This is a genomic window from Dactylosporangium salmoneum (assembly GCF_039532525.1).
GTDB lineage: Bacteria > Actinomycetota > Actinomycetes > Mycobacteriales > Micromonosporaceae > Dactylosporangium > Dactylosporangium salmoneum.
The window spans coordinates 206,568-224,952 of the sequence record NZ_BAAARV010000016.1 but is presented as its reverse complement, the minus strand read 5'-3'; the positions used below and the strand labels follow the sequence as shown (position 1 = coordinate 224,952).

Genomic DNA, 18,385 nt, shown 5'->3' with positions numbered 1-18,385 from the left:
GCGGTGGGTCCCATCGAATGGCTCCGGCGCCGCGACGCCGACCTGGCCGTGCTGCGCCGCGCGGCCCGCACGGCCGTCGTCATGCCCATCGCCTTCGCCGTGGCCGCCTGGGTGATCGGCGACCCGGTCGTGGCCACCTACGCCGCCTTCGGATCGTTCGCCCAGCTGCTCTTCGCCGACTTCACCGGCCCGCCGGCCGACCGGGTCCGGGCCCAGATCGGCCTGGGCGCGGCCGGGGCGGCGTTCATCGCGCTCGGCACCCTGGTCGCCCCGATCACCTGGCTGGCCGCCCTGACCACCGCCGTGCTCGCCTTCGCCGTGTTCTTCTCCGGCGTGGTCAGCTCGGTGCTGGCCGGGGCCACGACCGCCCTCCTGCTGCCGTTCATCCTCTCCTCGTCCCTGCCCGGCCCGCCCTCGGCGATCCCGGCCCGGTTGGGCGGCTGGCTGCTGGCCACCGCCCTCGCCGTGGTGGCGATCCTGGTGCTGTGGCCCACCCCGGTCCGCCACCCGCTGCGCGCCCGCATCGTCGAGGCCTGCCACGCGCTCGCTGACCACATCCGCGCCGAGGTGGCCGCGACGCTCGGCCTGCCCGGCGGGACCCCGGCCGACATCCGGGCCGCCGCCGGGCGCGCCGACGAGGTGATCGCCGCGCTGAAGCACGACTTCTACGGCAGCCCGTACCGCCCGACCGGCCTGAGCACCGGCGCCCGCGCCCTGGTCCGCCTGGTCGACGAGCTGATCTGGCTGAAGCGGGTCCTCGCCGCCCGCGCCGCCCCCGGCGGGGAGCGCCCCTGCCGGGTCCGCTTCGCCGCGGCCGCCGTCCTGCGCGACAGCGCTGAACTGCTGGACCCGCCCGAGGGCGACCCCGAGCGGCTGCACCGCGCGCTGGCCGACCTGCGGGCGGCGACCCACGTGGTGGAGGACGGGCCGGCCGACGACCTCCAGCCGGGCTTCCGGGCCCAGGAGATCGGCTTCGCGGTCGGCGCGATCGGCGCGAACGTCGAGATCGCCGTGGCGGCCGACCGCCGTACGCTGCCGCAGCAGCTGCTCGGCTGGCAGCCCAGCGGCATCGGCGGCCCGCTGGCCGCCGCCCGGGAGCGGGCCGCCGCGCACCTGGAGTGGCACTCGGTCTGGCTGCACAACAGCGTCCGCGCCGCCGTCGGCCTGGCCCTGGCCGTGCTCGTCGCCCGGCTGACCGGGGTCGACCACGCCTTCTGGGTGGTCCTCGGCGCGCTCGCGGTGCTGCGCTCCAACGCCCTCAACACCGGCCAGACCGTGCTGCGGGCCGTCCTGGGCACCCTGATCGGCATCGTCGCCGGCGGCGCGCTCGTGTCGCTCATCGGCCCGGACCGCGTGCTGTCGTGGGCGATCCTGCCCGCCGCGGTCCTGCTCGCCGGCCTCGCTCCCGCGGTCGTCTCCTTCGCCGCCGGCCAGGCCGCCTTCACCATCGTGCTGTTCGTGCTGTTCAACCTCCTCGAGCCGACCGGGTGGCGGGTCGGCATCGTCCGGCTCGAGGACGTCGCCCTCGGCTGCGGGGTGAGCCTGGCCGTGGGCCTGCTGCTGTGGCCCCGCGGCGCCGGGCGGGCCCTCAACACGGCGCTGGCCGAGGCGTACGCCGACAGCGCCGCCTACCTGCGCGCGGCCGTCGACTACGGCGTCGCGGCGGCGTCCCCGCCCGGCGAGGCGGCGACCCGGGCGGCCGCGGCCGCGCGGCGCCTCGACGACGCGTTCCGCACCTACCTGGGCGAGCGCGGGGCCAAGCCGGTGCCGATGACCGACGTGTCGCGCCTGGTCGGCGGCGTGCTCGGGCTGCGCCTGGCGGCCGACGCGGTGCTCGACCTGTGGTCGCGCGCGGGCGTCGAGCGTGGGGCCTGCGCGGATGGCCGCTCCTATACGGCCGCCGGGGGCGTGGTCTCCGGGTGGTACGACTCCATGGCCTCGGCTCTTCGAGGCGGCGGGCAGGTGCCCGATCCGCTGCCTGCGCTGCCTCTGGAGCCGGCACCGAGCGCCCGGCTGATGTGGACCGGCGGCCACCTCGACGCGGCCCGCCGGCTGCAGCCCGACCTGGTGGCGCCGGCCCGCGCTGTCGCCGCCGCCTAGCCTCGGCTCGTCGCTCCCGGCGTCGTTGCTTCAGCGTCGTCGTTTCAGCGTCGTCGCTTCAGACGTCATCGCGTCAGACGTCATCGCTTCGGGCGGAAGCTGGCGAAGACGAGGTCCAGGTTGGGGCGGTCGGCCGTCCAGTCGGCGTCGGACGTCTGCCACCAGATGCCGTAGGCCATGGTCGGGGTGGCGATCAGGCCGCGGTTGTTCACGTGCTGGCGGCCGCCGCTGCCGTCGAAGGTGAACTCCCAGTCGGCGGCCTTGATGAAGTAGTCCACCGGGCCGAGGTTGACCCTCGTGTAGTTGCGGAAGTCGGTGCCCGCGCGGTTCTTCTCCTGCTGGGTCCAGTCGGCCACCGGGTCCGGCTGGGGATGGTTGGACTGGTCGATGCCCAGGACCTGGCCGTCGCCGCGGAAGTAGACGATCGAGCCGTCCTTGGACTGCCTCCAGCTCGCGGGGACGTACACCTGGAAGCCCGTCGGGTCGCGGTAGTCGATCCAGCCCGGGGGCAGGGCCGGGAGGGTGCCGTTCGCGGTGCCGGCGTCGGCGGGCACGGAGGGCGGGGCGGCCTGGGTGGTGGCGGCGGCCGGGCTGGAGGGGGCCGCGGACGAGGACTGGGGGGCCGGGCTCTGCGACGTCGGGGCGGGGGCCGCGGCGGCGCCCGTCGTGCCGGCGGGGGTCGGCGTGCCGTTGGCGGCGGTGTTGTCCGAGCCGCCGTCGCCGTGCACGGCAAGCCAGACGAGCAGCGCGATGACGAGCAGCGCGCCCACGCCGCCGAGGATCAGCCGCTGCTGCCTGCGCGCGCCGGCCGGTCGTGGGGGCGACTCGATCACCGCCGGCTCGGGCGCGGCGGGTACCGGACGGGTCGTGGGGGCCGTCCGCTGGGGGACGGGCCAGGGCGTCACCTGCTGCGGGGCTGGGGCGGCCTTCGGTTCGGGGGTGGCCGGGGGAAGTGCTTCGACGGCCGACTCCGGCTCGGGTTCGGTCTCGGCTTCAGGCTCAGCTTCGACCTCGGCCGCAGCGTCCGCCTCCGGTTCTGCCTCCGCTTCCGGTTCTGCTTCTGCTTCCGGCTCCGCCTCCGCCGCCGGTTCTGCCTCCGCCTCCGGTTCCGCCTCCGTGGAAGCCTCGGCTGCCGTGTCCGGATCCGGCGTGGCCTCCGCTGCCGCCTCCGCGTTCGTCGAGGCCTCCGTCGCCGCGTCCGCCTCCGCGGCGACCTCCGGCGACGGCTCAACCTCGGCGTCGTGTGACGGCTTGATGTCCTGGGCCGGTCCGGGCTCTGGCGACGGGGACGGGGGGATCACGGCGGTGGCCGGGCGCGGCTCGCGCCTCGCCGGGACGACGGCGGTGGCCGGCTCGGCGGCGGCTGACTCTGCAGCCGCGGCTGACCCGGCCGCGGCGGCGGCGGTCGCGGGGCTGCCGTACAAGGTGGAACGTGCGGCCGGTGTGGCGGGTGCGGCGGGAGCCGGCGGGGTGGCCGGGCCGCGCTGGACCGGCAGGACCGGGGTGACCTGGCCGCCACGGCCCCAGCCGCCCAGCCACGAGCGCTTGCGCTTCGGCGTGTCGCGGGCCAGCAGGACCCGCCGCAGCAGCTCCTCGGTCTGCGCGAAGTCGGCCCGGGCCTTCGGGTCCTTGCGCAGCAGCGCCCGCAGCGCCGGGGTCAGGGCGCCCGCGCGCTGGGGCGGGTCGGGGTCCTCGGAGGCGAGGGCGGTGAGCGTCTCCATGGCCGAGCCCCGGCCGAACGGGGAGCGCCCCTCCACCGCGGCGTACAGCGTCGCGCCCAGCGACCACAGGTCACCCGCCGGGCCGGTGATGCCCTCGCGGGCGCGTTCCGGGGCGATGAACTCCGGGGAGCCGAGCACCAGGCCGGTGCGCGTGACGTGGCCCTCGCCCTCGACGCGGGCGATGCCGAAGTCGGTGAGCACTACGCGGCCGTCGTCGGCCAGCAGTACGTTTCCCGGCTTGATGTCGCGATGGTCGACCCCCGCACGGTTGGCCGCCCGCAGCGCGTCGAGGACCGCGAGGCCGATCTCGGCGACGCGCCGGGGCTCCAGCGGGCCGTCGGTGCGAATCACCTGATCGAGGGAGCGCGAGGGGACGTACTCCATGACGAGCCACGGCTGGCCCTCGGCGGCCAGCACGTCGTACACGCGCACGACGTTCGGGTGGCTCAGCCGGGCCGCCGCCCGCGCCTCACGCAGCGTGCGCTCCATCGCCACGTCGCGTGCACTGTCGAGCAGTTCCGGCGGCAGGACGATCTGCTTGACGGCGACGTCACGGTGCAGCGTCTCGTCCCGGGCGCGCCACACCCGCCCCATGCCGCCCACGCCGAGCGACTCGAGGATGCGATAGCGATCGGCGACGACGGGGGGCGCGGCGGTCATGCAACATTGTGTACCCGATGCATTCGGTCACCACGCACACCCCTCGCCGTGGTGAGTCGTGCGACAACTTTCCGACGTGTCCCCCGCCCACGCGCCCGGACCGCCCGTTCTGCTGACAAGGCGCGACAAGTCCGACGCATACCGTGGTTGCACGTTGGTTGCCATACGGGGGAATATCCGTGCTCGATCTCACCGGTACCGCGGGGGAGCCCTTCCGCGTCGCCTACCTCATCGTCGGCCTGCTCGTCCTGGGCGCGGCCTTCCTGCCGGGCAACGGCCCGCTGTACCGGGTGGCGAGCCTGCTGGTCGGCGTCGTGATGTCGGCGTTCTCGGTCTGGGACCTGCTGCGCGGCGCCAACCACGTCACGGTCGGCGCCGCGGGCCTGCTGCCTGCGCTCGGCCTGCTGGTCATCGGCGCCGTCGGCGTGGTGCGCACCGCCCTGGCCCGCCGGTCCGCCTCGGCCCAGCTGCCGCCGCCCCGCCCGCACCCGGCCGCGCGCCAGTTCGGCGGCCCGGCGTCGTATCAGCCGCACCCGCCGCACGCCTATGGTCGCCCGGCGTCGTATCAGCCGCACCCGCCGCACGCCTATGCTCGCCCGGCGTCGTATCAGCCGCACCCGCCGTACGCCTATGGTCGCCCGGCGTCGTATCAGCCGCACCCGCCGCACGCCCACGGGAGCCCGGTGCCGGCCGCGTACCCCGCCGCCCCCGGCTACGCCACGGTCCACGCCGCCTACCCTGCGTATCCCGCCACGGGCCCTGCCTCGCGCCGTGAGATCGCGGCGCAGCGGACCGCGACGCAGGCCGACCCGCTCGCCGCGGTCACCCCGGTCCCGCCGCGCCACCGGGCCGCGGAGCCGTCGGCCTGAGCGCGGGCTTTTTGAAGGGCCCCACCGGCCCAGGATGCATCTAGGTTGATCGGCATGAGCGCCATGCGGGAGCCGACCTTCCTGATCCTGACCGCCCTGGCGGCGGGGGTGCTGCACGGGTACGCCGTGATCCAGGAGGTCGCCGAGCTCTCCGGCGGCCGGGTCGTGCTCCCCGCGGGCACCCTGTACGCCGCGCTGGAGCGCCTGACGGCCGAGGGTCTGGTGGCCCCCGAGGGCACCGAGATCGTGGACGGCCGCCACCGCCGGTACTACCGCCTCACCGACGACGGCGCCCACGCGCTCGCCGCCGACGCGGACCGCCAGCGCCGCAACGCCGCCGAGGCCACGGTCCGTCTCCAGTTCCGATCGGCCGGCGCCCGCTGAGCGCCGCAACGCCGCCGAGGTTACGGTCCGTCGTCGGTGCCGGCTGAGCTGCCGACGGCACGGACCGTCGGCGCCGCAACGCCGCCGACGCGGACCGCCAGCGCCGCAACGCTGCCGAGGCCACGGTTCGTCTTCGGCTCCGATCGGCCGGCGCCCGCTGAGCCGGGCACCGGCCGACCGGAGTCGAACCGGGTTCAGCCGCAGGTCGGGCCGGCCCATGGGTTGCGCATCGTGATCATCCTCTCGTCCGCTCGCTGTCGTGCGCGGCAACCGCGCCGAGCGGGCGCCCGGCGAGACGGGCCGGGCGGCCGCGGGGTTGAGCGCGTCCGTCGCTGTACACCTTCGCCGAACGCCCTGACGCGATGCTGAAACCTGCCATCGCCTCCCTGACGCGGGCCAAGAATCGGACCTTTAGCATGTATACGGCGACAGGCGAAAAATCCGATAAGTCGTGGCGCGCCAGCGCCCGACTTATCGCAAAAATCCCTACACGGCGGCAGCCAGCGTCAGGCTGAAGCGGCCCAGGGTGTCGGTCCAGCGGTCCCGCACGGCGAAGCCCGCCGCCGCCAGCTCGTTGGCCAGCCGGCCGGGGCGGAACTTGGCCGAGACCTCGGTGCGCAGCTCCTCGCCGCCGGCGAAGGAGACGTCCAGGCCGAGATCGGCGACGTGTACCGTCATCGGCCGCGTCGCCCGCAGGCGCATCTCGATCCACTCGTTGGCCGGGTCCCACAGGGCCACGTGGGCGAACAGGGACGGGTTGAAGTCGGCGTGCAGCTCGCGGTTGAGCACGTGCAGCACGTTGCGGTTGAACTCGGCGGTCACGCCGGCGGCGTCGTCGTAGGCGGGTACCAGCACGGCCGGGTTCTTCACCAGGTCGGCGCCGATGAGGAGCCACTCGCCGGGGGAGAGGCGGGCGCGCACGCCGGCCAGGAACGCGGCGCGCTCGGCCGGGACGAGGTTGCCGATGGTGCCGCCCAGGAAGGCGACCAGGCGGGTGCCGGACTCCGGCAGCACCTCCAGGTGGTTGACGAAGTCGGCGACGATGCCGTGCAGGTGCAGGTCGGGGTAGTCGGTCCGCAGGGCGGCCAGGGCGTCGCGCAGGGCGGCGCCGGAGACGTCCAGCGGGACGAAGGAGCCCAGCGTGCCGTGCTCGCGCAGGGCGTCCAGCAGCAGGCGGGTCTTCTCCGACGAGCCGGAGCCGAGTTCCACCAGCACCTTGGCGCCGGTGCGGCGGGCGATGGCGCCGGCCCGCTCGGCGAGGATCTCGCGCTCGGCCCGGGTCGGGTAGTACTCCCGCAGGCGGGTGATCTCCTCGAACAGCGCGCTGCCGCGGGCGTCGTAGAAGTACTTCGGGGGAAGCCACTTCGGCGTGGCGGTGAGGCCCCGGCGGGCGTCGGCGCGCAGGGCCGCGGCGAGGTCCTCGGCGGTCAGGTGGACGTCGAGATCGAGCTCCGGCACAGTCACGGTGCAGCACCTTCCAACGCGGTGATCGTCGCCGCCGACGGGGTGGCGACGAGCAGGGAGTGGTCGGGGACGGGGGTCCAGTCCGGATGGTCGAAGAGCGGCTCCGAGGCGACGAGCACGGACGCGTCGCGGGACAGGGAATAGAGGGAGTGGCCGCTCGCCGTGGCGGCGATGGTCTCGCCGTCGGTGAGCAGCAGGTTGAGGCGCGAGCCGGGGGCCGCCTTCGCGACCTCGGCGACGACGCCGGACAGGGCCGCGCCCGGCTCCTCGCCCGCGCGCAGGCGAGCCCTGGTCAGGGCCCAGAGCAGGGCGCTGTCGGTCGGCGCGTCCAGCGTCAGCAGGTCGCGCACCGGCAGGGTGCCGGCCGCCTCCACGACGCTGTCGGGCCAGCCGGCCACCCTGCCGTTGTGGCTGAAGAGCCACCGGTCGTCGGTGAAGGGGGCGACCGCCGTCTCGGTGACCGCCATGCCCTCCGTCGCCGAGCGGACCGCGGCCAGGATCGCCCCCGAGCGGGTCGCCGCGGCCAGCGCCGGCAGCCCGGCGTCGGTCCACAGTGGACAACTTCGGCGATACCGCAGCAGAGCGTCCCCCGAGAACCAGCCGACGCCGAAGCCGTCGGCGTTGATGGTGCCGCCGCCGCGCATCTCCCGGGGTGCCCAGGACTGCCGGTTCAGCGAGTGCGGCGGCGCGTAGAGGAGGTCCGACAGGGCGATCGGCGGGCCGAGGTACGCCACGTGCCGGCACATCAGGCGAGCTCCGCGGGGCTCGCGTCGCGGGCGGTCCGGAAGCCGCTGAAGATCTGCCGCCGGATCGGGTAGTCCCAGTTGCGGAAGGTGCCCCGGCAGGCGGCCGCGTCGGTGCCGAACGAGCCGCCGCGCAGCACCTTGTAGTCGGGGCCGAAGAAGACCTCGGAGTACTCGCGGTACGGGAACGCGGTGAAGCCCGGGTAGCCGGCGAAGTCGCTGTCCACCCACTCCCACACGTCGCCGATGAGCTGGTGCACGCCGAGCGGGGAGGCGCCCGCGGGGTAGGCGCCGACCGGGGCCGGGGCGAGGTGGCGCTGCCCGAGGTTGGCGTGCTCCGGGCCGGGGTCCTCGTCGCCCCACGGGTAGCGGCGGGAGCGGCCGGTGGCCGGGTCCCAGCGGGCGGCCTTCTCCCACTCCGCCTCGCTCGGCAGCCGGCGGCCGGCCCACGCGGCGTAGGCCTTCGCCTCCTGGAACGACACGTGCACGACCGGCGCGCCGGGCACGATCGGCGCGGTGCGGCCGAACTCGGTGGCCAGCCAGCCGCCGGGGTCGGGCACCCAGTGCAGCGGCGGGGTGCCGCCGGCCGCGACGTACTCGGCGTACTGCGCGTTGGTCACCGGCGCGGCGTCGATGAAGAACGCCGGCACGTCGACCACGTGCGCCGGCCGCTCGTTGTCCAGCGCCCAGGCCTCGGTCGAGGTGCCCATCGTGAACGGCCCGCCCGGCACCAGCACCTCGCCGCGGACGTCCACAGTGGACGCGGGCGGCGGGGGCGCGGAGAGCACCGGCGCGCCGGCCCGCAGCTGGTGCGTGGCCAGCATGGTCTCGTCGTGCTGCTGCTCGTGCTGCACGATCATGCCGAAGGCGAAGGCCCGCTCGGTGAGCCTTCTTCCTTCGAGGTGTACGCCGAGCAGCACGTCCAGCGCCTTGTCGCGCACGGTCGCGACGTACGCGCGGGCCTCCTTCGGCCCGAGCAGCGGCAGCGCCGGCCGGTCACTGCGGGCGTGCCTGAAGGCGTCGTAGAGGTGGTCGATGTCGGACCGCACCGGTTCCCGGCCGCCGACGTCGCGCACCAGCCACAGCTCCTCCTGGTTGCCGATGTGCGCCAGGTCCCAGACCAGCGGCGACATCAGCGGCGAGTGCTGCTTGACGAGATCGTCGTCGTCCACCGCTTCGGTCAGCACCGCGGAGCGCCGCCGGGTCCGCTCCAGCTCCCTGGCGACTCGCTCCCTCAGGTCACTCATTGCGCGTGCTCCCTTCGATGACGTCGTCGAGCAGCTCCGGCGGCAGGTCCAGCCGCCCCAGCGCCAGCTCGCGCAGCGCGGGGGCGACGCCGGCCAGGACGGGGTCGGCCAGGCCGTCGCGAGCCGCCTCCACCCACCGGCCGGCGGCCGGCGCGCACAGCTCGAGGACGCGCGCGACGGTCGGCGCGTCGGCGAGCAGGGCGGTCAGCAGCGCGGCGGGGGCGAACCAGCCGCGCCCGGGCTGGGTGTCGAGATAGCGGATCTCCAGGTACCCGCGCGGGCGGACCGGTGGGAAGAGGGTGCTGATGTGGTAGTCGAGGTCGGCGAAGGTCGGCCTCGAGCCCAGTGCGCCGCGGATCCAGGCGGTGAACGTCACCCCCTGCGGGGCGTCCCATTCCCCGGAGGGCCGGCGCACGCACAGCAGCGCCGCGTCGAGCACGTAGCGGGCCCAGGCCTGGGCCGGGTCCGCGTCGGTGGGCACCGGCCGGGTGCGGGACGGGTCGATGCCCCGCCACGCCTGCTGGCGGGCGGAGGCCCAGCCGGTGTCGCGCCCGGCGAAGCGCCCCGAGTTGGCGAACAGCGCCAGCAGCGGGGGTCCGAGCGCGTGGACGGCGGCCCAGCGGGCGGCGAGCTCGGGGCCCGGGCCGGCGTCGAGGCAGACCTGCAGGCCCGCCGTCGAGCACATCATGATTTTTCCGGACATGCCGCGACGGTCGAAGGCCGCCTCCATCGCGTCGTACCGGGGGGTGGAGAGCAGTCGCCGGGGCGCCCGGTGCGGGTCGACCCCGGTGTCGCCGAGGACCAGGCCGGCGGTCGCGAGCAGGGCGGTGAGCTGCTCGATGTCGGCGCCGACGGCCGCGTGGAGCTCGGCCAGTGAGGCGTGCGGCCGGCTGGAGATCTCCACCTGGCCGCCGGGTTCGAGGGTGACGCTGCCACCGTTGCGCAGCGGGAGCGCCGGGCTGTCGGCCCGCAAGGTCGTCGGTGCGTGCTCGCCGAGCGCCTGGCAGAGCCGGTCGCGACTCAGGATTGCCGATGGATCACGATGGTCGTGGACGGTGAACTCGAGTTCCACGCCAACCGACGCTGGTGGACCGGTCTTGAAGCAGATCGATGCGATGTAGCCCTCGGCCTGCTCGATCTCGGTGATCACCGCGTTGCGGTCGGCGGCCTTGCGGACTGGCTGCAGGGTCGCCATGCGAATCGACGCTACCGCGCGAACCGTCGATCGGCGAACGCTGGGATTTGAACAAATCATTACCGAATGACTACGCGGGGTGGTTCAGCGCAGCGTGCGGTACAACTTGAGCGCCTCGCGGTTGATCGAGCGCAGGCCGGGCATCCTGGCCAGCCCGACGAGCCGGTCGATGAGCGGCACGGCCCGCTCGACCAGCAGATTCGTCTTCGCCTGGTCGGGGGAGCTGTCGTGCACCCAGTACAGCGTGATCCCCATCTGGCACAGCCAGAGCAGCTCGGGCAGGTCGGCCCGCAGCTCCGGGTCGATCTTCGTGGTGGCGCCCTCGACGACGTCACGCAGGATCGCGATGGAGCGCTCCCGGGCCGGGGCCGACTCGGCGCTGAACGGGCTGAGCGGCGAGCCGGGCTCCACGGCCGACTTGATGAACTTGCCGGCGAACGCGTGGTACGGCGCCATCGTCTCCACCATCGTGGTGAGCGCCGCCCGGAGCCGCTCGTCGAACGGCCCCGGTGCGGCCAGGAGGGGCGCGCAGGCGGCCGCCGCGTCCTCCTGGATCGTCGCGTAGAACTCCTGGACGAGGTGATCCTTGGAGGGGAAGTAGTAGTAGGCGTTGCCCACCGACAGGCCGGCCGCCTGGGCGATGCCGCGCATGGTGGTCTTGTCGTACCCCTGGTCGCGGAACAGCTGGATCGCGGTGCGCACGATCAGCTTCTTGGTCTGCTCGCCGCGTTCAGAAGTCGCAGGTTCCACCACAGTGCTGACCATATCCGTCGCGCTGATCGTCCAAGGAACGGCGGGCGGCCCGCAGTGAGCCGGCCGACGCGGCCACTCGCCGGGCGAGCGGCCGCAGGTGCGGCTGGGCGAGGCGCGCCGCCAGCCCCCGATAGCCGTCCAGCGCCCACAGGCACATGATCCACGCCGCGTCGCCGGTGTACACGCCGCCGTCGTCGGCGACCACCGTGATGTCGGCGAGGGTCTCGGCCGGATCGAGCGCCGGATACCGGCGGCGCGCCTCCTCGGACCCCGCGGGGACGAACTCCAGCGGGACGAGCTGTGCCCGCGCCGCGAGCCAGGACCGTGCCGTGCGGCACAGTCCGCAGCCCGCGTCGTAGAGCACGGTCAGCCGGGTGATCACTGCGGCGGGGCCGGGTGCCGGGGACCCTGCGGGGGAGCCGGGGCGAAGACCGGCGGCGGGGCCATCACGATCCGCGGTGCGACGGGCGGGGCGCTCTTCTCCAGCATCCGGCGGCGGCGGTACTTGCTGAGCACGAACAGGTTGAAGAAGTGCACGGCGCCGAGGACCAGCAGTACGAACCCGAGCTTCATGGCGAGGGCCTCCATCGCCTCGCTGCCGTCGAGCAGCGGCTGCGTGATCTTCAGCGCCACGGCGACGTAGCCGAGGTTGAGCAGGTAGAACCCGACGACGAGCAGGCGGTTGACCGACGCGGCCAGGCGCTCGTCCTCGAACGCGTCGTCGAGGAACACCTGCCCGTTGCGCATCAGGGTGCGCGCGACCCACACCGTCAGCCCGATGCTGACGAGCAGGTAGATGAGGTACGTCGTGAGTTTGAGATCCATCTCCGGCCTCCTTGAACGTGTTCAACAACAAGGTAGCCCTCGATCTGAACACGTTCAATTGTGCCGCTGCTCACTCCGCCGCCTGGCGTTTCCCGAAAGAACACTGCAGCGATCCGGCATGCTCGCGCGTGACATGGACATGCCCGAGCCGCCTTTCGCCGAGTTCTACGGGGCGCACTTCCAGCGCATCGCCCTGCAGCTCTACGCGTACCTCGGCGACCACGCCGAGGCGCAGGACCTCACCCAGGAGGCGTTCTGCCGGGCCCTGCAGCAGTGGGGGCGCATCTCCCGGTACGCCGACCCGGCCGCCTGGGTGCGCCGCGTCGCCTGGAACCTCGCCACCAGCCGCCTGCGGCGCCTGCAGACGGCGGTCGGGTTCCTCGCCCGGCAGCGCGAGCAGCACGTCGACGGCCCGACGCCCGACCGGGTGGCGCTGGTCGCGGCGCTGGCCACGCTCCCGGCGGCGCAGCGGCGGGCCCTGGTGCTGCACCACCTGGGCCAGCTCGGGGTCAGCGAGATCGCCGAGCAGGAGGGGGTCGCCGAGGGCACGGTGCGCTCCTGGCTCACCCGCGGCCGGGCGAGGCTCGCCGCGCGGCTCGACGCGGAGGTGTGGCATGCCTGACCTGATCGAGGACGCGTTTGCGCGCTTCGCCGAGGAGTACTCCGGGACGTTCCGCCCGCTCCCGGCCGAGGCGCTGCCGAGGTGGCGGCGGGCCCGGCGACGCGGGGCGTGGTGGCTCGGCGGGCTCGCCGCGGCCCTGGCCGCCGCGCTGACGGCCAACGCCCTGCAGCCGGCCGCCCCGGACAACACCCCCAACCGGGTCGTCGAGCGCACGGTCCGCCTGCCCGGCGCCCGAGGGACGATGTACGCCGACTTTGCCGACGCCGCGCACGGCTGGGTGGTGTTCAGCGACTGCCCGGCCGAGTACCGGTGCACCGCCACCCTGGGCCGCACCACCGACGGCGGTCGCCGCTGGGCCCCCGTGCCTCTGCCGGGGCCGCCCGGCAACCACTACCCGCTTCTGAGTGCCACCGGCCCGGACTCCGCGCTCGTCGTCGCGGACCGGCCGGACGGCACGGCGGTCTGGTGGGAGACGACGGACGGCGGCCGCACGTTCCGGCCCGCGCCCGACCTCGCCGAGCCGGCGCTCACCGACTGGCTGACCGCCCGGCGGGGCGGCGCCTACCCGGCTTCGGCACACTGGCGGGTCGAGCAGGACGGGCTGGTCACGTGGGCGTCGTACTCGCCGGACGGCGGCCGGAGCTGGCGGACCCTCCCGGTCGAGCTGCCGGCGAGCGGCGTGCTGCGGGTGACCCACGACGACCGGGAAGCCTGGGTGATCACCTCGACGCCGAACCGCGTCTTCCGGCTCACGCCCGACGCCGCGGTGGAGGTACCGGGGTTCCCTGCCTCCGCGACCGTGGCGATGCCCGGCGCGGTCGGCGGCGGGCTGCTCATCACCCTGCCGGGCGAGGGGATGGGTGTGTGGCGGGACGGGCGGTTCACTCCCTTCCCGCAGCCGCTGGGCGCCGCCGCCGCCAACGGGCGAGTGCTGCGTGACGGGTCGATCGCACTGAACCTGGTCGGTGCGGGCCCGGTCAGCGAGGGCCTGGCCGTCGGCGCCGAGGGCGGCCCGTGGGTCTGGTACAGGCCGCCCGCCGGGTAGGCGCCGCGCCTAGGAGAAGGCGGCGATCAGCAGGGCCGTGCCCAGCAGGGCCAGGTGGTGCAGGGCCTGGTCGGCGACGTACATGCCGTTGACCGGGCTCGTCGTCTCGGCGAACTCGGGGGAGCGGGTCAGCCGCAGCACGGCCCGCACCGGCCAGCGCCGGTCCAGCAGGCCGTGCGTGAGCGCGGAGAAGGCGAGGCCGGCGACGACGCCCACGGGGGAGAGGGGCAGGCGCAGCGCGGCCGCCGTCAGCAGCAGCACCGCGGTCAGCGTGAGGTGGTAGGTCAGCAGGTGGCCGCCCAGCGCCCGCCAGGCGGCGGCGCCGGAGGAGGCCTTCAGGGAGGCCTGGTGGTCGGTCTGCGCGATGTGGTCGCCGAGGGAGTGGCCCACGAAGAGGGCGGCCAGGGCGACGGCGAACACCACGGACCTGATCAGCGTGTCATGCGACATGATGGACTGGCTCCTCACTGAGCGCTTCGCCGGGGAGGGAGCAGCGGGGCGGCTCGGTCTTGGCGGATGGGGCCGTCCCGCCGGCCCGGGACCTGCATGGCGTCGATGGAAGCCCGATCATCCGTCGGCGCCACGGGCGTCTGCTATGTAGAACGTGGCAGAACACATGTGTCCTGAGTCGCGCTACGGCGGAAAATCAGTAACTCATCGGACAACTCGGACGTTGCGTATAAGTGCGCAGCGACCCGATCGGCCCCGTCCCCGTGCTCTATCTGGCCGGTTGGGGCCGAAGCGGTAGCACGCTCGCGGAGAGCCTGCTGGATCGGGTGCCCGGGCTCGTGGGCGTCGGCGAGATCAAGTTCCTCTGGGAGCGCGGGGTCCTGCAGAACCGGCGGTGCAGCTGCGGCACGCCGTTGCGCTCGTGCGGGTTCTGGGGACTGGTGTTCGAGGAGGCGTTCGGCGGGCTGCCGGACGAGGAGACCGCCCGGGAGCTGGACGCCGCGTCCCGGCGCTTCCGCACCCGTCACCTGCCGGGGCTGCTGCTGCGGCCGGACAGCCCACCCGACGCCGAGCGGCTGCGGTGGTACTACGAGACGCTCGGCCGCCTCTACCGCGCGATCGCCACGGTCAGCGGCGCGCGGGCGATCGTCGACTCGTCGAAGTTCCCGTCGTACCTCACCGCGCTGCTCCAGTCGCCCGGGCTGGACGTGCGGGTCGCGCACATCGTCCGGGACCCGCGCGCCGTGGCGTACTCCTGGCAGCGCCACCGCCACGACCCCGACGCCCCGGGCGACGCCCGCATGCCGCGCATGCACCCGGGCTTCACCGCCCTGTACTGGTCGGCCTGGAACCTCGCCACCGAGCGCATCGCCCGGCGCTCGGGGCTGCCCTACCTGCGGTTCCGGTACGAGGACCTGATCGCCGACCCCGGCGGCACGCTGCGCGCAATCACCGACCTCGGCGGGGTGCCGGCCGCCGAGGTGCCGGTCACCGACGCCGGCGAGGTGTTCGTGCCGCGCACCCACCAGGTGTCGGGCAACCCGATGCGCATGCACGCCGGGCCGGTCGCCCTGCGCCTCGACGACGAGTGGACCAGGGGCATGCCGACCCGCCACCGGTACCTCACCGGCGCGGTCACCGTGCCGCTGCGGCACCGGTACGGGTACAAGGACACCTAAACCCCGGCGGCGAGGCGCCGATCGGACCTGTGTGAAGGCGTGGCTCGTGTCGGCCGCCGTCGTGGTGTCGCTCGCCCTCGCGGGCACGCTGACCTGGCAGCACTACGTCGGCCAGGTGAACCAGGCGGACCTGCTCGGCGACACCGGCCGCGACCGGGCCGGCCGGCCGCGCCAGATCGACATCCTCTCGGCCCCGCGCGCCTCGGCCGGGGCCTCCGCGATGCCGAGCGCCGGCCACCCGGCCGGGATCGACGCCGAGCCGGGGCGCAACATCCTGCTCGTCGGGCTCGACGCCCGGCCCGAGGAGGACCGGGCCACGTCCCGGGCCGACACCGTGATCGTGGTGCACGTGACCGCGGCCGGCGACAGGGCGTACCTCGTCTCGCTGCCCCGCGACACCCGGGTCGCCATCCCGGGGCACGGCACCGACAAGCTCAACGCCGCGTTCGCGTTCGGCGGCTTCGAGCTGCTCGCCCAGACCGTGCAGAAGATCACCGGGCTGGTCTTCGACGCCGGGGCGATCATCGACTTCGCCGGGCTGCGCAAGGTGGTCGACGCCGTCGGCGGGGTGGAGCTGTGCGTGGACGAGGAGACCACCTCGGTGCACGTGGGGTGGGACGCGAACGGGAAGGAGACGGCGCCCTTCCGCCTCATCCCGCCCTCGTTCCGGCCGGAGAGGATCGCCGGGGTGCGGCCCCAGGTCTACCACGTCGGGTGCCGCCACTTCGCGGGCTGGGAGGCCCTGGACTACGTGCGCCAGCGCGAGCTCATCCCCGACGGGGACTACGGCCGGCAGCGCCACCAGCAGCAGCTCCTGCGGGCCCTGGCCGAGAAGATCACCTCGGCCGGGGTGCTGGCCAACCCCATCGCGCTCAACCGGGCGATCGGCGCGGTCGGCGACTCGCTCACCTTCGACGGCAACGGGGCCTCGATCACCGACTGGATCGTGCGGCTGCGCGCGATCGGCCCGGACGACCTGACCCTGCTGCGCACCAACGGCGGGCAGTTCCACACCGAGCAGCGCGACGGCCGGGACTACGAGCACCTCGACGAGACCACCGGCGAGCTCTTCGCCGCCGCCCGGGCCGACCGCCTCGACGGCTTCGCCGCGCGGCACCCGGACTGGGTGATCCACGCGAACTAGGACGTTTCGGACTGGTTCCCCGATTCTGCTGGTTCAACCCCAGTCGAGGTCAAGGCGCGTAATGACCAGTCACCCGAACCCTCGTTACCTTAGGGGGACGCGGGACCCCCACCCCCTACAAAACGCCTGCACAACGCGGTCCGGTGTTAGCTTCGGCATCGATTCCGGCAAATCGGTGAGGAGCCTTCCGATGACCGCTACGGCCCCGGCCCGGCCCCGGCTGCCCTTCGACCGGCCCGGCGTCCTCGACATCGCGCCGCTGTACGAGGTGCTGCGCCGCGAGGGCCCGCTCACCCGGGTCACCACGCCCGCCGGCGACCCCGCATGGCTGGTCACCGCCTACGCCGAGGCGAAGCAGATCTTCGGCGACCGGCGCTTCGGCCGCTCCCACCCGGCGCCCGAGACGGCGGCCCGCGTGACCCAGGCGGTGGTGGCCTCCGGGCCCTCCGGCAACTACGAGACGGAGGAGCGGGACCACGCCCGGATGCGCCGGCTGCTGGTCCCGGCCTTCTCCGCCTCCCGCATGCGCCGCCTGGCCGGCCGCATCGAGGAGCTCACCGAGCGCTGCCTCGACGACATGCGGGCCGCCCGCGACGCCCGCCCGGACGAGCCGGTCAACCTGCACGACCTGCTCGCCTACCCGCTGCCGATGCTCGTGATCTGCGAGCTGCTGGGCGTGCCGTACGCCGACAACGACCACTTCCGCGAGCTCTCCCGGCGGATGAGCCGGATGGACGGCGGCCCCGACGCGCGGGCGGCGCTGACGGACTTCATGGTGTACATGAGCGGCCTGGCCGAGGCCAAGCGGCGCGAGCCCGGCCCCGACCTCATCTCCGACCTCGTGGCGGTGCAGGCCGAGGACCCCACGTTCGCCGAGCACGAGCTGGCCACCCTGGCGGCCGGGATCATCTTCGCCGGCCACGAGACCACCTCCGCCCGCATCGACCTGGGCGCTCTGCTGCTGCTGTCCGACCCGGGCCGGCGTGACCGGCTGGCCGCGGACCCCGACGGGCAGATCGGTGCCACCGTGGAGGAGATCCTGCGCATCACCGCACCCGGCGATCTGGGGCTGCTGCGGTACGCCCACGAAGACGTCGAGATCGGCGGCGTGACCATCGCCGCCGGCGACGCGGTCATCATCTCCAACAACGCGGCCAACCGCGACGCGGCGGTCTTCCCGGACCCGGCCGAGTACGATCCGGCCCGCCAGCCCAACGCGCACCTGTCCTTCGGCCACGGGGCCCATGCCTGCATCGGCGCCAGCCTGGCCCGCACCGAGCTGCGCATCGCGTTCCCGGCGCTGCTGCGCCGCTTCCCGGGCCTGCGCCTGGCCGTCGGCCTCGATGACGTCGAGGTCCGGCACAACCGGGTCACCGGCGGCGTCGACAACGTCCCGGTGACCTGGTGACGGCCCCGCCGGGCGCCGCCGGCCCGGTCCCCGGCGGGACACCGCGAGCGGGTGGCCGCTCCTTCGGCGAGGATGGGCCGCATGAGCGTCACCCTGCTGCGGATCGTCCCGGCCCGCCCCGACTGGCAACCGACCGAGGAGGCCGTCGACGCCGCCGCCGAGGCGCTGCGGGCCATGTGCCCGTCCGCCGACGAGTTCGCCATCGTCTGCTACGCCGAGCCGACGCTCATCGACGAGTCCGGCGCCGCCCGCTTCGAGCTGCGGGTCCGCAACCCGGCCCGGCCGCGGCTGTCCCCGGCCGAGCTGGACCGCCTGGCCACCCTCCTGGGCGCCGACCTGCGCCAGCTCCTCGTCCCCAGCTGACCGCCGGCTCCTCGTCACCGAGCTGACCATCGCCTCTCCGTCCCGCGCCGACCCCGCGTCCTCCCGTCCCGCGCCGACCCCGCGTCCTCCCGTCCGGCGCCGATCCCGCGTCCTCCCGTCCCGCGCCGACCCCGCGTCCTCCCGTCCGGCGCTGACCCCGCGTCCTCCCGTCCGGCGCCGACCCCGTCGCCTCCCGTCCGGCGCCGACCCCGCG

18 protein-coding genes are annotated in these 18,385 nt (G+C 74.4%); 9 read left to right on the top strand and 9 right to left on the bottom strand.

Annotated elements, in window-relative coordinates; genetic code table 11:
• Positions 1-3: 3 nt before the first annotated feature.
• Positions 4-2,100 (top strand): FUSC family protein, encoded by a 2,097-nt coding sequence (locus ABD352_RS08705; RefSeq protein WP_344611724.1) that lies wholly within the window; start codon positions 4-6, stop codon positions 2,098-2,100.
• Between the two features lie 80 nt (positions 2,101-2,180).
• On the opposite strand, the gene ABD352_RS08700 is transcribed toward ABD352_RS08705, so the two are convergent.
• Positions 2,181-4,481 (bottom strand): serine/threonine-protein kinase, encoded by a 2,301-nt coding sequence (locus tag ABD352_RS08700; protein WP_344611723.1) that lies wholly within the window; start codon positions 4,479-4,481, stop codon positions 2,181-2,183.
• 179 nt (positions 4,482-4,660) lie between these two features.
• Between ABD352_RS08700 and ABD352_RS08695 the strand changes: the two genes are divergently transcribed.
• Together ABD352_RS08695 and ABD352_RS08690 are read left to right on the top strand one after the other, a co-directional pair.
• Positions 4,661-5,350: a hypothetical protein gene (locus tag ABD352_RS08695; protein WP_344611722.1), complete on the top strand. Its 690-nt coding sequence runs from the start codon at positions 4,661-4,663 to the stop codon at positions 5,348-5,350.
• Positions 5,351-5,413: 63 nt separating this feature from the next.
• The gene (locus tag ABD352_RS08690) at positions 5,414-5,734 is read left to right on the top strand and encodes a PadR family transcriptional regulator (protein WP_425553506.1); all 321 of its coding nucleotides are present in this window, start codon (positions 5,414-5,416) and stop codon (positions 5,732-5,734) included.
• 486 nt (positions 5,735-6,220) lie between these two features.
• Here ABD352_RS08690 and egtD read toward each other — a convergent pair whose 3' ends face one another.
• The 7 genes from egtD to ABD352_RS08655 form a co-directional block, all read right to left on the bottom strand.
• Entirely contained in the window at positions 6,221-7,192 is a 972-nt protein-coding gene (egtD, locus tag ABD352_RS08685; protein WP_344611881.1) for an L-histidine N(alpha)-methyltransferase, read from the bottom strand.
• Between the two features lie 2 nt (positions 7,193-7,194).
• Positions 7,195-7,944 carry an ergothioneine biosynthesis protein EgtC gene (egtC, locus tag ABD352_RS08680; RefSeq protein WP_344611720.1) on the bottom strand — a complete coding sequence of 250 codons (750 nt, stop codon included), beginning with the start codon at positions 7,942-7,944 and terminating at the stop codon, positions 7,195-7,197.
• Positions 7,944-9,188, bottom strand: a complete 1,245-nt coding sequence (egtB, locus tag ABD352_RS08675; RefSeq protein WP_344611719.1) for an ergothioneine biosynthesis protein EgtB — start codon at positions 9,186-9,188, stop codon at positions 7,944-7,946. The genes egtC and egtB overlap by 1 nt, the downstream gene beginning before the upstream one ends.
• Positions 9,181-10,383 (bottom strand): ergothioneine biosynthesis glutamate--cysteine ligase EgtA, encoded by a 1,203-nt coding sequence (gene egtA / locus ABD352_RS08670; protein ID WP_344611718.1) that lies wholly within the window; start codon positions 10,381-10,383, stop codon positions 9,181-9,183. Before egtA ends, egtB begins: the two co-directional genes overlap by 8 nt.
• Positions 10,384-10,467: 84 nt before the next feature.
• Positions 10,468-11,136, bottom strand: coding sequence for a TetR/AcrR family transcriptional regulator (locus ABD352_RS08665; RefSeq protein WP_344611717.1), 669 nt, complete (start codon positions 11,134-11,136; stop codon positions 10,468-10,470).
• A complete protein-coding gene (locus ABD352_RS08660; protein WP_344611716.1) occupies positions 11,114-11,518 on the bottom strand; it encodes a thiol-disulfide oxidoreductase DCC family protein in 405 nt (134 codons plus the stop codon). The genes ABD352_RS08665 and ABD352_RS08660 overlap by 23 nt, the downstream gene beginning before the upstream one ends.
• Complete coding sequence (locus ABD352_RS08655) at positions 11,515-11,961, bottom strand: hypothetical protein (RefSeq protein ID WP_344611715.1); 447 nt, start codon at positions 11,959-11,961, stop codon at positions 11,515-11,517. Before ABD352_RS08655 ends, ABD352_RS08660 begins: the two co-directional genes overlap by 4 nt.
• 118 nt (positions 11,962-12,079) lie before the next feature.
• Here ABD352_RS08655 and ABD352_RS08650 point away from each other — a divergent pair, with 118 nt between their 5' ends.
• Both ABD352_RS08650 and ABD352_RS08645 read left to right on the top strand, forming a co-directional pair.
• Positions 12,080-12,583 (top strand): RNA polymerase sigma factor, encoded by a 504-nt coding sequence (locus tag ABD352_RS08650; RefSeq protein ID WP_344611714.1) that lies wholly within the window; start codon positions 12,080-12,082, stop codon positions 12,581-12,583.
• Positions 12,576-13,628, top strand: coding sequence for a WD40/YVTN/BNR-like repeat-containing protein (locus ABD352_RS08645; RefSeq protein WP_344611713.1), 1,053 nt, complete (start codon positions 12,576-12,578; stop codon positions 13,626-13,628). The genes ABD352_RS08650 and ABD352_RS08645 overlap by 8 nt, the downstream gene beginning before the upstream one ends.
• A 9-nt stretch (positions 13,629-13,637) precedes the next feature.
• Here the strand turns inward: ABD352_RS08645 and ABD352_RS08640 are convergent, their stop codons facing one another.
• Positions 13,638-14,078, bottom strand: coding sequence for a DUF3307 domain-containing protein (locus ABD352_RS08640; protein WP_344611712.1), 441 nt, complete (start codon positions 14,076-14,078; stop codon positions 13,638-13,640).
• A gap of 233 nt (positions 14,079-14,311) precedes the next feature.
• On the opposite strand from ABD352_RS08640, the gene ABD352_RS08635 reads away from it, so the two are divergent.
• From ABD352_RS08635 to ABD352_RS08620, 4 genes are all read left to right on the top strand, one after another.
• On the top strand, positions 14,312-15,256 hold the full coding sequence (locus tag ABD352_RS08635) for a sulfotransferase (RefSeq protein WP_344611711.1): 945 nt from the start codon (positions 14,312-14,314) through the stop codon (positions 15,254-15,256).
• Between the two features lie 46 nt (positions 15,257-15,302).
• A complete protein-coding gene (locus ABD352_RS08630) occupies positions 15,303-16,400 on the top strand; it encodes an LCP family protein (protein WP_344611710.1) in 1,098 nt (365 codons plus the stop codon).
• Between the two features lie 190 nt (positions 16,401-16,590).
• Complete coding sequence (locus tag ABD352_RS08625) at positions 16,591-17,808, top strand: cytochrome P450 (protein WP_344611709.1); 1,218 nt, start codon at positions 16,591-16,593, stop codon at positions 17,806-17,808.
• Between the two features lie 81 nt (positions 17,809-17,889).
• On the top strand, positions 17,890-18,171 hold the full coding sequence (locus tag ABD352_RS08620) for a hypothetical protein (RefSeq protein WP_344611708.1): 282 nt from the start codon (positions 17,890-17,892) through the stop codon (positions 18,169-18,171).
• Positions 18,172-18,385: the final 214 nt, after the last annotated feature.